This window comes from Thiohalobacter thiocyanaticus, from assembly GCF_003932505.1.
Lineage (GTDB): Bacteria > Pseudomonadota > Gammaproteobacteria > Thiohalobacterales > Thiohalobacteraceae > Thiohalobacter > Thiohalobacter thiocyanaticus.
In genome coordinates this window covers 2481545-2495428 of record NZ_QZMU01000001.1, presented here as the reverse complement: position 1 = coordinate 2495428, position 13884 = coordinate 2481545, and the positions used below count along the sequence as shown (strand labels likewise).

The window sequence follows — 13884 nt, the reverse complement described above, 5'->3', positions numbered from 1 at the left end:
CGCGCCTCCACCCATCCTGCTGTCAGGCCCTGACGTCGAGATTCCGACCGACCCGTGATTCGGGATCCGGGGCCGGGCGCGCAGGGGCGGCCGGCTCCGGCGCGGACTCGACCGGCTCCCGGGCACTCTGCGGCTGGAGTTCGCTGGCCTTGTTCGCCGTTCTGGCCGCACCGGCAGCCTCGGGCGAGGCCGTGCGCATGACGGACTCGATCACACTGCTGGAACTGCCGTTGATATCCATTGCATTAACCTGGAGGGTCTGCGGGTCTACTCAGGTTAACGGCCGCCCGGACAGAGGCTTTAATCCTGTTCCGGACCCCGGCGCGATCCGTTATAACAACCTGATTCACCCTGAAATCTCATCCTGAGCCGGGTTCACCCCAGGTGCACCAGCAGGGGCACCTCCATCTCCTCCCGGCTGACGCCACTGTGCACCCCGGCGAAGCTGAACCGCCGCTCCCCGGCCAGGGTGTCCTTGATGACATAGTTGTCTCGCATCAGCAGCACATAATCGCCCAGCCGGCGCTCGAGCTCCGGGTGGGACTGCCCCGGCCCCAGCCAGCCTGCCTCAATCAGATCGGGCGCCGGCATGAGGGTGCAGCAGTCGGCCAGTTCGGCGGTGACATAATGCTCGAAGCGCTGGCGCGCAGCCGGGCGGACATAACAGGAAGCGGCGCGCGGTTCGCCGCACAGGGGCAGGGTCAGGCAATCGTGCAGCCCGGGGTGCTGTTCCAGCCGCACATGCCGGTCCTCGGCGGTGGCGATGTGGCCGTGATCGGCCGTCAGCAACACCAGACTGTCAGTGCCCGCCAGTCCCTGCGTGAGCGCCGTCCACCAGGCATCCAGCGCCGCGAACAGCTCCGCCACCGCAGGACTGTCGGGCCCCTGGTGATGCATCAGGCTGTCCAGCTCCGGCCAGTAGACCCAAGACAGGCTCGGCTCGGGGTCAAGGCGCAGCTGCTGCAGCAGGCGCTCGCCCAGGACATCCAGGGAATCATAGCCCTGGCGCGCGGCCGGCGCGGTCAGGGTCGCGCTGTAGGTGGAATCGGCGATCGACTCCGGCAGCCAGGCCCGGCAGGTACGATCCACACTGGCCAGAAACGGCGGTGAATCGATCACCTGCGGCACCGACAGACCGAGCTGGCGCAGATCCACCCCACCGGCACGAGTGACGAAGGGCAGGATGGTGCTGACCACACCAGCCTCGCGCAGCCACTGGTACCAGCCGGTCACGCCGTGCTGACGCGGGGCCCTGCCGGTTAGCAGGCTGGTGATGGCCGAGGCGGTGGTGGTGGGAAACACCGAGTGGATGACGCGGCGTCCGGCCCGGGCCAGCTGCGAATCGGGGAAACGGCGCAGTATGTTCTCACCCAGACCATCGATGACCACGAGCAGGATGTGGCGGGCCTCGCCCAGCTGCTTCAGGTCCAGCCCGCTCAGCGGCGGGCAGGGCCCGGCCGTCGTGCCGCCGAGCGCAACGCCCAGGCTCTGCATCAGATTGACCAGGCTGCCGCCCTGATAGTCCGGCTTGATCATACCGGCACCTTACGCCGGAGACAGTGGCAGGTTCAAGACACCAGCCCTCTCACTCCTCACTTCAGACAAAAAAAAGCCCCGCGGGGGACACGGGGCATGCCTGACTTGGCGAGATGATGTCACCAGTATCAGGTGGAGGAGTCTCACAGTTCCAACCATTTCCAAGTTAAAACTGTATATACATTAGATAGACCCTGCACTGACCTAAATCAAGTCCGGCCAGGTAAATCAAGTGAAACAATCCGACACCGCAGGATGGGTGGAGCGAAGCGAAACCCATCATTGCCGGCGCAGCGATGGGTTACGGCGCACAGGCGCCTTCATCCGTCCTGCAGCATTGACGGAAGTGCGTGCCGGCTCGCCACATAAGTAATTTTACCTATGCCGCATTCATCCGGCCCTCAGGCCGCCGAGGCGGCCTGCTTCCCGGTCTTGTGGAAGGTCAGTACGCCGTCGGCGACATCCACCTCGATGCGGCTGCCGGGGCCGAACTCGCCTGACAGGATGCGCTGGGCCAGCGGGTTCTCCAGCTGGTGCTGGATGGCACGCTTGAGCGGCCGGGCGCCATAGACCGGATCGAAGCCGGCCTCCCCCAGCTTGTCCAGGGCGGCATCGGTAAGTGCGAGTTCCATGTCGCGGTCGGCCAGCCGGGCCCGCAGATAGTCGATCTGGATATCGGCGATCGCGCGGATCTGTTCGCGGTCCAGCGGATGAAACACCACCACCTCGTCGACGCGGTTGATGAATTCGGGCCGGAAATAGCCGCCGACCACTTCCATCACGGCGGCCTTCATCTGGTCGTAGTTCTCCTCGCCGGACAGTTCCTGGATCTGCTGCGAACCCAGGTTGGAGGTCATGACGATCACGGTGTTGCGGAAATCCACCGTGCGGCCCTGACCGTCAGTCAGCCGGCCGTCGTCCAGCACCTGCAGCAGCACGTTGAACACATCCGGGTGCGCCTTCTCAACCTCGTCGAGCAGGATCACCGAATAGGGCTTGCGGCGCACGGCCTCGGTCAGGTAGCCGCCCTCTTCATAGCCGACATAGCCCGGCGGCGCACCGATCAGGCGCGCCACCGAGTGCTTCTCCATGAACTCGGACATATCGATGCGCACCATCGCCTCTTCCGTATCGAACAGGAAGGCGGCCAGCGCCTTGGTCAGCTCGGTCTTGCCCACGCCGGTCGGACCCAGGAACAGGAAGGAACCGTTGGGCCGGTTGGGGTCGGACAGCCCCGCGCGGGAGCGACGAATGGCATCGGAGACGGCTTTGACCGCCTCGTCCTGGCCCACCACCCGGGCCTGTACCGCCTCTTCCATGCGCAGCAGCTTCTCGCGCTCGCCCTCCAGCATCTTGGAGACCGGGATGCCGGTCCACTTGGAGACCACCTCGGCGATCTCCTCCTCGCTGACACGGTTGCGCAGCAGCCGCATCTCCTGCATCTCGGCCTGGGTGGCCAGATCCAGCTGCTTCTGCAGCTCGGGGATCCTGCCGTACTGCAGTTCGCCCGCCCGGGTCAGATCACCCGCGCGCTGGGCGGTTTCCAGTTCCTTGCGGGCACGCTCGAGCTCTTCCTTCACATGGTGGGCACCCTGGACCGAGGCCTTCTCGGCCTTCCAGATCTCCTCCAGATCGGAGAACTCGCGCTCCAGCTTGGCCAGTTCCTCTTCCAGGGTGGCCAGACGCTTGCGGGAGGCCTCGTCGTTCTCCTTCTTCAGCGCCTCGCGCTCGATCTTGAGCTGGATCATGCGCCGCTCCATGCGGTCCATCTCCTCGGGCTTGGAGTCGATCTCCATGCGGATGCGCGAGGCGGCCTCATCGATCAGGTCGATGGCCTTGTCCGGAAGCTGGCGGTCGGTGATGTAGCGGTGCGACAGGGTGGCCGCGGCGACGATGGCCGGGTCGGTGATCTCCACCCCATGGTGGACCTCGTAGGGTTCCTTCAGGCCGCGCAGGATGGCGATGGTGTCCTCCACGCTGGGCTCGTCGACCAGCACCTTCTGGAAGCGGCGCTCCAGTGCGGCGTCCTTCTCGATGTACTTGCGGTACTCATCCAGGGTGGTGGCGCCCACACAGTGCAGCTCGCCGCGCGCCAGCGCGGGCTTGAGCATGTTGCCGGCGTCCATCGCGCCCTCGGCCTTGCCCGCACCCACCATGGTGTGCAGCTCGTCGATGAACAGGATGATCTGGCCTTCCTGCTTGGCAAGGTCATTGAGCACGGCCTTGAGGCGTTCCTCGAACTCGCCGCGGAACTTGGCGCCCGCAATCAGCGCACCCATGTCCAGGTTGAGCAGGCGCTTGCCCTTGATCCCATCCGGGACTTCGCCGTTGACGATGCGCTGGGCCAGGCCCTCGACAATGGCGGTCTTGCCCACGCCGGGCTCGCCGATCAGCACCGGGTTGTTCTTGGTCCGGCGCTGCAGCACCTGGATCGTGCGCCGGATCTCGTCGTCGCGGCCGATGACCGGATCCAGCTTGCCCTGCTCGGCCCGTTCGGTCAGATCGATGGTGTATTTCTCCAGCGCCTGGCGCTGATCCTCGGCATTGGGATCGTCGACCCTGGCCCCGCCGCGCATCTTGCCGATGGCCTCCTCGAGCAGGCCCTTGCCGGCCCCGGCCTTGCGCAGCAGCTCGCCGATCGCGCCCTTGTCCTCGACCGCGGCCAGCACGAACAGCTCACTGGAGATGTACTGGTCCTTGCGCTGCTGGGCCAGCTTGTCGGTCATGTTCAGCAGGCGGCTGAGATCGTTGGAAATGTGCACCTCGCCCGCGCTGCCCTCGACCCGGGGCAGCTTCTCCAGCGCCTCGCCCAGCTGCGAGCGCAGCAGGTTGACGTTGACATCGGCCTGGGTGAGCAGGTGGCGGACCGAGCCGCCCTCCTGGTCCAGCAGCGCGATCAACACATGCACCGGCTCGATGAACTGGTGGTCCTGGCCCACGGCCAGGCTCTGGGCATCGGCCAGCGCCATCTGGAACTTGCTGGTCAGCTTGTCCATCCGCATGATTTCGTCTCTCCACTCGGCTTGATTCGAAGAATTACCCTACAGATGGGGTGGCTCCGGCGGCATTTCAAGGCACGCCGACGCGCCCCGGAGGTCTTTTCCTGTCAGATATAGCAGATGCGAGTCGGGATGCATTGATCCAGAACAGGGGCGGCCGTCACTGTCTCCCGGCCAGCAGCCCGGGTATGATCGGGCCCGGGAGCGCGCGCCGGTACCGCCGGCCCATTGATCAGGGGAGAATCGACATGAACCAGATCGGCAAGGCATTCCTGCAGGGCCTGGCGACCGTACTGCCAGTGACGCTGACTCTCTACCTGGCCTGGCTGCTGGCCGTGGGCGCGGAGCGCTTCATGGGCGGGGCGATGCGCCTGTTGCTGCCGGAAGGCTATTATTGGCCCGGCACCGGTCTGGTGTTGGCGTTGGTCGTTATCACCGGCATCGGCCTGGTGGTGCGGCTGCCGCTGATGAAGCTGCTGCTGCGGCTGAACGACGCGGTCTTCCGCCGCATCCCCATCATCAAGACGCTCTACTCCACCATCAGCGACTTCACGGATTTCGTCGCGCACATGCAGGACCGCCAGGACACCGGCCGGCCGGTGAAGGTACGGCTGTGGGACGAGGTCGAGCTGATCGGGCTGGTTACCGACCCCGATCCGGCCCTGGCCAACAACACGGGCGAGGAAGAAACTCACAGGGTTCTGGTCTATCTGCCGATGAGCTACCAGCTCGGCGGCTACACCCTGATCATCAACCGCAACCGGCTGGAGCAGGTGGACATGCCGATGGAGGATGCCCTGCGGTTTGTCATCACCGCGGGGGTGAAGGGGGGCGGGGAGAAAAGTGCAAGAGCGCCACGGAAAACACGGACATGAAAATATCAGTGTGTTGCCCTGGCGCTGCGCGCCGGGCAACAGACCGGCATTACATACATGCAATTTTCCGTGCTTTCCGTGTATTCCGTGGCGCTCTCAGGATTTTTTGTACACCTTGCGCCGGAACAGGTCATTGCGCCGACTGACCAGCCGGTCCAGGAACAGCAGTCCGTCGAGGTGATCCATCTCGTGCTGCACGGCGCGGGCCTCGAAACCCTCCATGTCGAAGGCCAGCGGCCTGCCCTCGGGATCGCGGGCCTCCAGGTGGATGCGCTCGGCGCGGATCACATTGCCGGTGTAATCGGGCACCGACAGGCAGCCCTCCCGACCCAGGGCATAGCCCTCCCACTCGGTGATCTCCGGATTGATCAGCACCATGTAGCCGTGATTGGGCACCGGCTTTTTCAGCTGCGACACGTCGACGATCACCACCCGGATGAAACGCCCGACCTGGGGCGCGGCGATGCCCACCGCACCGGGGCCGGCGCGGCGGGTTTCCTCCAGATCCTTGATGAAATCCCGCAGCGGCTGGTCGAACCCGGCCACGGGTTCGGAGACCTGCTTCAGGCGCTCGTCGGGGTAGGTGAGGATGTCCAGGACGGCCATGCGGTTACTTTATACGGAGTTTGAATGGCCACGGATGAACACGAATGAACACGGATCAGACACAAGGCTGTTCTGATGGATCCCGCTTTCGTCATCCCGGCGCAGGCCGGGATCCAGAAACCGCTGTGGTCCATGGATCCCGGCCTGCGCCGGGATGACGGGGAAGCTGTACCCCGACTTCATGTTAGCCGTGTTCATCCGTGTTTATCCGTGGCTGAAATACCACCCATCTCACCCGATCAGCGTCTCGATCGGCTCGATGTCCACGTCCATGCCCTCGCGGCGGACGATCTCCAGCGCCGATCTGAGCGCCTCGACACCCTCGCGGGCACACCCCTCGATGGTCATGACATACAGGGGCTCGACCTCGTTGCCGCCGACATCGGACTGCAGGTCGGTGATGTCCAGGCCTGCCTCGGCCAGGGCCGATGTGACCTGGGCAACGATGCCGGCACGGTCGGCGCCATAGACCGTCACCCGCACATCCGGGACATGGTGCCGGTGCAGCCCGCCCTCGATGCGGTCCACATGCAGACGCAGGCCGAGCGATTCGGCCTCGTTGTCCAGCAGTGACTGCAACTGCTTCACACTGCCGTCGAACTGTACCATCAGCATGATGGTGAAATTCCCGCCCAGGCGCATCATCGAGGCCTCGCCCAGGTTGGCCCCGCCCTCGAACAGGGCCGAGGCCACCTTGGCCACGATCCCGGGCCGGTCCTGTCCGACCAGCGTCACCATGAACCATCCGTTCATAAGTTTTTCTCCGTAAAAAAACCTCGAAGAGCGCCACGGAATACACGGAAAGCACGGACAAATGCATGTTGCTTACTGCGGCATCTGTAGGTCGGGTTAGCGAAGCGTAACCCGACGCTGTCCGCGGTTCCTGTGTCGGGTTACGCCCTGCGGGCCAACCCGACCTACACATCATTGAATTCATATTTTCCGTGCTTTCCGTGTATTCCGTGGCGCCTTTTCTCCTCAATGCAGCGTCGTGTGGGCGGCGTAGATCACCAGCACGCCGGCGGCGATCAGCGCCATCTGCTGAGCCGTGGCGGCACCGTGGACCCGCTTGTGCAGGCCCGGGATGAGGTCGGCCACGGCGACATAGATGAAGCTGGAGGCGGCGATGGCCAGCACATAGGGCAGCGCGGCCTCGGCCTGCTGGAGGCTCAGATAGGCGATCAGGCCGCCGACCAGGGTCGCCAGGCTGGAGATGATATTGAACACGAAGGCCCGCACGCGGGTGTAGCCGCTGTTGAGAAGAATGGCGAAGTCACCGACTTCCTGCGGGATCTCGTGGGCGGCCACGGCCAGACTGGTCACCACGCCCAGGTGGAAATCGGTCAGGAAGGCCGCGCCGATCAGCACGCCGTCAACCAGGTTGTGGACAGCGTCGCCGATCAGGATCAGGGTGCCCGCGGCCGGGTTGTGGTCGTGGTTCTCCGGCTCGTCGGCGGTATGGACCTCGCAATGGGCCTCGTGACAGTGGCGCCACAGCACCAGCTTCTCCAGCAGGAAGAACCCGAGCACACCCAGCAGCACGGTGGCGGAGATGACGTGGTAATCGTCGATCCCGGGTGTGGCCAGGGCATGCGGCAGCAGGGCCAGGAAGGCCGCGCCCAGCAGCGCACCGATGGCGAAGCTGACCAGGTGCGGCAGCAGGGCCGTTCTGACCCGCTCAGGGAACAGCAGGTAGGCCCCGGCGGCGATCACGCTCAGGGCCCCTCCCAGCAGGCAGAACAACAGGATCCAGCTCAATAACGGCATGGTGTGAACATTCGTTGCGGCGAAACCGCGATCATACCGCAGCCGCCGGACGGAGTAATCCCGGCCTATCCAGCCAGCCAGATCAGGCTGGCCATGCGTCCGGTGGCACCGTCGCGGCGGTAGGAATAGAAGTGCTCCGACTCGCTCCAGGTGCAGCGGCCGCCGCCGTAGACGGCCGCCACACCGCGCGCCTCCAGCCGCTGACGGGCCAGCGCATAGAGATCGGCATGGAGTTGCCCCGCGCGCACGTGAAAGGCCGCCGCGGCGCGGGGATCGTGGCTGATGAAGGCCTCCCTGACCTCCTCACCCACCTCAAAGGCCGCCGGGCCGATGGCCGGCCCCAGCCAGGCCAGGACCTGCTCGCCCGGTGTATCCAGGCGGTCCAGGCCGGCCTCGATCACCCCGGCGGCCAGGCCGCGCCAGCCGGCATGCACGGCACCGACCCGCTCGCCATCACGGCTGCACAGCAGCAGCGGCAGGCAGTCGGCGGTCATCACCACACAGACCCGGCCCGCATGGCCGGCGACGGCGCCGTCGGCCGGGCGCGGCGCGGCGCTGTCCAGATTCAGGATGTCGGTACCGTGCACCTGGTTCCAGCCAGGCCGGCTCCGCCGGAAGTGACAGGCGTTCACGCAGGCGGGCGCGATTGGCGGCGACTGCCTCGGGCGCATCCCCGACATGGCCGGCCAGGTTCAGGCTGGTGTAGGGACCGCTGCTCACCGCCGGCGCGGGTGGTACTCACCGCCCGCACCCGCGCCGGCGCCGGCCAGTCGGGGACGATCCAGTCGAGCGTATCGGGCCAGTCGTTCACGATGCCTCCCGGTCCGCTTCCAGCGCCTCGATCAGGCGCTGCATGTCCTCGGGCATGGGCGTCTGCCACGCGCAGGGCTCGCCCGTGTCCGGGTGCTGCAGGACCAGGCGCTCGGCGTGCAGGGCCTGGCGGCGGAAGCCCTGGATCGCTTCGCGCGCCGTCTCGCCGGCGCCGGCCGGCAGCTTCATCCGCCCGCCATAGACAGGATCACCGACGATGGGATGGCGGATATGAGCCATGTGCACCCGGATCTGGTGGGTGCGGCCGGTCTCCAGCCGCACCCGCAGCAGGGTGTGGGCACGGAAGCGCCGTTCGACCCGGTAATGGGTGACGGCCGGCTTGCCGCCGGTGCGGCGCACCGCCATGCGCTTGCGATCGACCGGGTGACGGCCGATGTTGGCCTCCACCGTGCCGCCGGCGGCCAGCACGCCCTGCACCAGGGCCAGGTATTCGCGGGTTACGCTGCGCGCCTGCAGCTGGGCGACCAGGGCGTGATGGGCCGGCAGGGTGCGGGCCACCACCATCAGCCCGCTGGTGTCCTTGTCCAGCCGGTGCACAATGCCGGCCCGCGGCAGATGCGCGAGCGTCGGGTCGTGGTGCAGGAGGGCATTCTGCAGGGTGCGGTCGGGATTGCCCGCGGCCGGGTGCACCACCAGGCCCGGCGGCTTGTTGATGACCAGCAGCGCGGCATCCTCATACAGGATCGCAAGCGGAATGGCCTGGGGCTCGACCGGACCGGCCGGCGGCAGTTCGGCGGCGATCTCCACGCGTTCGCCGCCCGCCAGCCGCTGCCGCGGCAGCGCGCACACGGCCCCGTCGAGGCGCACCTCGCCGGCCCGGATCCATTGCTGGATACGGCTGCGCGAGTAGTCGGCGAACACCTCGCTCAGCACCTGGTCCAGGCGCTTGCCAGCCGCCTCCGGCGGCAGGGTCGCCTGCAATTCAACGCGCTCGTTCACATCTGCCCCGATTCTCCCCGCCCGTCCGCGGACGACGGCGGCGCCTTGATTCAGTTATACTGTCGCACCCAAGTCCACAGGCCACCGGGTCCGACATTCATGCTGCAAAGAATCCTCTGCCTCTTCGTGCTGATCAGCCTGACGGCCGGCTGCGGCCTGCTGCCCGACAAGATCGACAAGACCAAGGACTGGTCGGCGCAGAAGCTCTACACCGAGGCCCGTGACAGACTGCAGAGCAAGAACTACGAGCAGGCCATCGACCTGTACGAAAAGCTCGAGGCCCGCTATCCCTTCGGCCGCTATGCCCAGCAGGCCCTGCTGGAATCGGCCTACGCCTATTACAAGTATGACGAACCGGACTCGGCCATTGCCACCCTGGATCGCTTCATCAAGACCTACCCGCAGCATCCGCACCTGGATTACGCCTATTACCTGAAGGGACTGGCGAACTTCAACCGGGGCCGGAATATCGTAGATAAGATCCTGCCGCAGGACGAGTCGGAACGCGACCCGGGCGCGGCGCGGGATTCCTTTTTCGATTTCCAGGAACTGGTGCGGCGTTTCCCCGACAGCCGCTACGCCGGGGACGCCATCCTGCGCATGCGTCACCTGCGCAACAATCTGGCCCGGCACGAGGTGAATGTGGCCGACTATTACATGCGCCGGGGAGCCTACGTCGCCGCGGTCAACCGGGCCGAGCGGGTCATCAAGAACTTTCAGAACACCCCGGCCATTCCCGGGGCGCTGGACATCATGGTGCGGGGCTACCGCAAGCTGGGGCTGGACGAACTGGCCGCGGACACCCTGCGCATCTACCGCCTGAACTATCCGGAGCGGGCGGCGGAGTTATAAAGAGCGCCACGGAATACACGGAAAGCACGGACAAATACAATTTGCTGAGCCCGGTATAACCACAAACCTGTTCAGCGTCATTCCGGCGCAGGCCGGAATCCATTGACCGCAGAGACATCTGGATCCCGGCTTGCACCGGGATGACGGGCAGCAGGCTGATCAGTATGCAGATCGGGTTACGCCCTTCGGGCTAACCGGACCTACACCAATAATTAAGATCGTATTGTCCGTGCTTTCCGTGTATTCCGTGGCGCTCTTGAACTTCCTTCAGATCGCCTCCTGATCCTCTTCCCCGGTGCGGATGCGCACCACCTTCTCGACCTCGGTGACGAAGATCTTGCCGTCGCCGATCTTGCCGGTACGCGCGGCGTTGGTCACCGCCTCGATGCAGCGCTCGACCTGATCCTCGTTGACCACGATCTCGAGCTTCACCTTGGGCAGGAAATCGACCACGTACTCCGCTCCCCGGTAAAGCTCCGTGTGCCCCTTCTGACGTCCGAAGCCCTTGACCTCGATTGCGGTCATGCCGGCGATACCGATCTCCGACAGGGCCTCGCGCACGTCGTCGAGCTTGAACGGCTTGATGATGGCTTCGACTTTTTTCATCTCCGACTCCGGCTGATGCAGGATTGTGGGCACGATACCGCAAAGCGGGTATCAGGAAAAGCGTCTGGCACAAAACAAGAGCGCCACGGAATACACGGAAAGCACGGACAAATAAAAAATTAATCCCCGTCATTGCGATGCCCAGACTCGAAGGGTGGGATACCCATGCTCAAGCCCGAAGGGATTCTATGGGAGCAGCGCGGCAATCTCGTAATGAAGCACCAGCCGGCAAGAGATTGCCACGGCGCTATGCGCCTCGCAATGACGGAGCTAATTTTTATTTTTTGTGGGATTTTCCGTGCCTTCCGTGTATTCCGTGGCGCTCTTGTCACACATCCTGCTTGTCCTGCAGCTGGGTGGCGAGATAGCCCGAGGTGATGGGATAGCGCCGGTCGCGGCCGAAGGCCCGGCCGGTGATGCGTACCCCGGGCGGGGCCTGGCGGCGCTTGTACTCGTTGCTGTCCACCAGCCATACCACCCGGCGCACCACGGCCTCGTCATAGCCCTCGGCGACGATATCGCCGACACCCATATCACGTTCGACATAGCGCTCCAGGATGGCATCCAGCACCGGGTAGGGTGGCAGGCTGTCCTGGTCCTGCTGGTCGGGGGCCAGCTCGGCCGAGGGCGGGCGCTCCAGCACACGGCGCGGGATGATCTCGCGCTCGCGGTTGATGTATTCGGCCAGTTCGTAGACCCGGGTCTTGGGCACGTCCTTGATCGGGGCGAAACCGCCGGCCATGTCGCCGTAGAGGGTGGAATAGCCCACCGCCACCTCGCTCTTGTTGCCGGTGGACAGCAGGATCTTCCCGAACTTGTTGGAGATGGCCATCAGGATGATGCCGCGGCAGCGGGCCTGGATGTTTTCCTCGGTCACGTCCGGCTCGCGCCCGGCGAACTCCTTCTCCAGCACCTCGAGAAAGGCGGCAAAGGGCTTCTCGATGGGAATGGTGCGATGGGGCACGCCCAGGGTATCGGCCTCGGCGCGGGCGTCCTCGATGCTCATGTCGGCGGTAAAGCGCGAGGGCATCAGCACCGCCTCGACCTGGTCCGGGCCGAGCGCATCGACGGCCACCGCCAGCGTCACGGCCGAGTCGATGCCGCCCGACAGGCCCAGCACCGCGCCCCGGAAACTGTTCTTGTGCGCATAGTCGCGCACCCCCAGTACCAGGGTCTTGTAAACGCTTTCGATCACCGAGGGCAGCGGCGTGACCTCGCCCGGCACCGGTTGCCAGCCCTCGCCCTCGTCACGGAACTCGACCGGATACAGGCCGGCAGTGCAGGCCGGGGCGCGCTGGGTGATGGTGCCGGCCCCGTCCATGACAAAGGACTCGCCGTCGAAGACCAGTTCGTCCTGACCGCCGACTAGGTTGACGTAGACCACCGGCAGGGCGGTCTCCCTGACCCGGTCACGCACCACCGCCTCGCGCTCGGCGCTCTTGCCGGCATGGAAGGGCGAGGCATTGATGTTGACGATCAGATCGGCGCCCTGTTCCTTCAGCCGGGCGCAGGGCCCCGGGTTCCAGATATCCTCGCAGATGGTCAGGCCCAGCTTCGCGCCGTTGATCTCCACCACACAGCCGCCCTCGCCCGGGGTGTGAATAACGCACCTCGTCGAACACCAGGTAGTTGGGCAGGTGCTGCTTGAAGCAGGTGGCGAGTATCCGTCCATCCCGGATCACCGAGGCGGCGTTGTGCAGCCCGGCCGGGCTCTGCTGCGGATGGCCGACGACGACATGGATGCCCTCGACCTTCTTTTTTATGTATTCCAGCGCCTCCAGCACATGGATATGCAGCCCGGGGCGCAGCAGCAGGTCCTCGGGGGGGTAGCCGGTCAGGGCCAGTTCGGGAAACAGGATCGCATCGGCCTTCAGCTCGTCGCGGGCCCGAACCGCGGCGGTGATGATCTTACGTGCGTTGCCGTGGACGTCCCCGACCAGGAAGTCCATCTGGGCCATGACCAGGCGCAGGCTGCGGCTCATCGAATGGACTCCACCTTCAGCCGAGCAGGCCGGTCATGGCCTGGCCCATCTGCGCCGGCGAGCGCACCACGCTGACGCCGGCGCCCTCCAGCGCGGCGATCTTGGCCTCGGCCGTGCCGCTACCGCCGCTGATGATGGCTCCGGCGTGGCCCATGCGCTTGCCCTTCGGCGCGGTCACGCCGGCAATATAGGCCACTACCGGTTTGCTGACATTCGATTGAATGAACTCGGCGGCCTGCTCCTCGGCGCTGCCGCCGATCTCCCCGACCAGGATGATACCGCGGGTGTCGGGATCGGCCTCGAAGCGCTCCAGACAATCGATGAACTCCAGCCCGTGAATGGGATCGCCGCCGATGCCGACACAGGTGGTCTGCCCCAGCCCGGCCAGGGTGGTCTGGTAGACGGCCTCGTAGGTGAGGGTGCCGGAACGCGAGACGATCCCGATGCTCCCCGGTTTATGGATGAAACCGGGCATGATGCCGATCTTGCAGGCGCCGGGCGTGATCACGCCGGGACAGTTGGGGCCGATCAGGTCCACCCCGCTGCCGCGCAGGGCGGCCTTGACCTTCAGCATGTCCTGCACCGGGATGCCTTCGGTGATGCAGACAATGACCCGGATGCCGGCATCGGCCGCCTCCAGGATGGCGTCGGCGGCAAAGGCCGGCGGCACATAGATCATGCTGGCATCGGCGCCGGTCGCGGCCACTGCCTGGCTGACGGTATCGAACACCGGCCGGTCGAGATGGGTCTGGCCACCCTTGCCCGGGGTGACACCGCCGACCAGCTGGGTGCCGTAGGCGATGGCCTGCTCGGAATGGAAGGTGCCCTGTTTGCCGGTGAAGCCCTGGCAGATGACCCGGGTGCTGCTGTCTACGAGAATACTCATGAGCA

11 protein-coding genes and 2 pseudogenes are annotated in these 13884 nt (G+C 65.4%); 2 read left to right on the top strand and 11 right to left on the bottom strand.

Annotated elements, in window-relative coordinates:
• Positions 1 to 22: 22 nt before the first annotated feature.
• The 3 genes from D6C00_RS11775 to clpB form a co-directional block, all read right to left on the bottom strand.
• Positions 23 to 241: a hypothetical protein gene (locus D6C00_RS11775; RefSeq protein ID WP_125181886.1), complete on the bottom strand. Its 219-nt coding sequence runs from the start codon at positions 239 to 241 to the stop codon at positions 23 to 25.
• A 134-nt stretch (positions 242 to 375) separates the two neighbouring features.
• Positions 376 to 1536 carry an alkaline phosphatase family protein gene (locus D6C00_RS11770; RefSeq protein WP_125181885.1) on the bottom strand — a complete coding sequence of 387 codons (1161 nt, stop codon included), beginning with the start codon at positions 1534 to 1536 and terminating at the stop codon, positions 376 to 378.
• Positions 1537 to 1937: 401 nt separating this feature from the next.
• A complete protein-coding gene (gene clpB / locus D6C00_RS11765; RefSeq protein WP_125181884.1) occupies positions 1938 to 4538 on the bottom strand; it encodes an ATP-dependent chaperone ClpB in 2601 nt (866 codons plus the stop codon).
• A gap of 245 nt (positions 4539 to 4783) precedes the next feature.
• Between clpB and D6C00_RS11760 the strand changes: the two genes are divergently transcribed.
• Complete coding sequence (locus tag D6C00_RS11760) at positions 4784 to 5410, top strand: DUF502 domain-containing protein (RefSeq protein ID WP_158675400.1); 627 nt, start codon at positions 4784 to 4786, stop codon at positions 5408 to 5410.
• A gap of 96 nt (positions 5411 to 5506) precedes the next feature.
• Here D6C00_RS11760 and def read toward each other — a convergent pair whose 3' ends face one another.
• The 5 genes and pseudogenes from def to rluD all read right to left on the bottom strand — a co-directional run bounded on the left by def (position 5507) and on the right by rluD (position 9553).
• A complete protein-coding gene (gene def, locus D6C00_RS11755; protein WP_125181882.1) occupies positions 5507 to 6016 on the bottom strand; it encodes a peptide deformylase in 510 nt (169 codons plus the stop codon).
• 231 nt (positions 6017 to 6247) lie between these two features.
• Positions 6248 to 6769 carry a glycine cleavage system protein R gene (locus tag D6C00_RS11750; protein WP_125181881.1) on the bottom strand — a complete coding sequence of 174 codons (522 nt, stop codon included), beginning with the start codon at positions 6767 to 6769 and terminating at the stop codon, positions 6248 to 6250.
• 225 nt (positions 6770 to 6994) lie between these two features.
• Positions 6995 to 7783 carry a ZIP family metal transporter gene (locus D6C00_RS11745; RefSeq protein WP_125181880.1) on the bottom strand — a complete coding sequence of 263 codons (789 nt, stop codon included), beginning with the start codon at positions 7781 to 7783 and terminating at the stop codon, positions 6995 to 6997.
• Between the two features lie 65 nt (positions 7784 to 7848).
• A pseudogene (gene pgeF / locus D6C00_RS11740) lies at positions 7849 to 8594 on the bottom strand (peptidoglycan editing factor PgeF).
• Positions 8591 to 9553, bottom strand: a complete 963-nt coding sequence (gene rluD / locus D6C00_RS11735) for a 23S rRNA pseudouridine(1911/1915/1917) synthase RluD (protein WP_125181879.1) — start codon at positions 9551 to 9553, stop codon at positions 8591 to 8593. Before rluD ends, pgeF begins: the two are co-directional and overlap by 4 nt.
• Positions 9554 to 9652: 99 nt before the next feature.
• Between rluD and D6C00_RS11730 the strand changes: the two genes are divergently transcribed.
• On the top strand, positions 9653 to 10405 hold the full coding sequence (locus D6C00_RS11730) for an outer membrane protein assembly factor BamD (RefSeq protein WP_125181878.1): 753 nt from the start codon (positions 9653 to 9655) through the stop codon (positions 10403 to 10405).
• A 267-nt stretch (positions 10406 to 10672) separates the two neighbouring features.
• Here the strand turns inward: D6C00_RS11730 and D6C00_RS11725 are convergent, their stop codons facing one another.
• The 3 genes and pseudogenes from D6C00_RS11725 to sucD all read right to left on the bottom strand — a co-directional run bounded on the left by D6C00_RS11725 (position 10673) and on the right by sucD (position 13879).
• Positions 10673 to 11011, bottom strand: coding sequence for a P-II family nitrogen regulator (locus D6C00_RS11725; protein ID WP_096367034.1), 339 nt, complete (start codon positions 11009 to 11011; stop codon positions 10673 to 10675).
• A gap of 328 nt (positions 11012 to 11339) precedes the next feature.
• Positions 11340 to 12993, bottom strand: a pseudogene (locus D6C00_RS11720) (NAD+ synthase).
• A gap of 16 nt (positions 12994 to 13009) precedes the next feature.
• Positions 13010 to 13879, bottom strand: coding sequence for a succinate--CoA ligase subunit alpha (gene sucD / locus D6C00_RS11715; protein WP_125181877.1), 870 nt, complete (start codon positions 13877 to 13879; stop codon positions 13010 to 13012).
• Between the last annotated feature and the right edge of the window lie 5 nt (positions 13880 to 13884).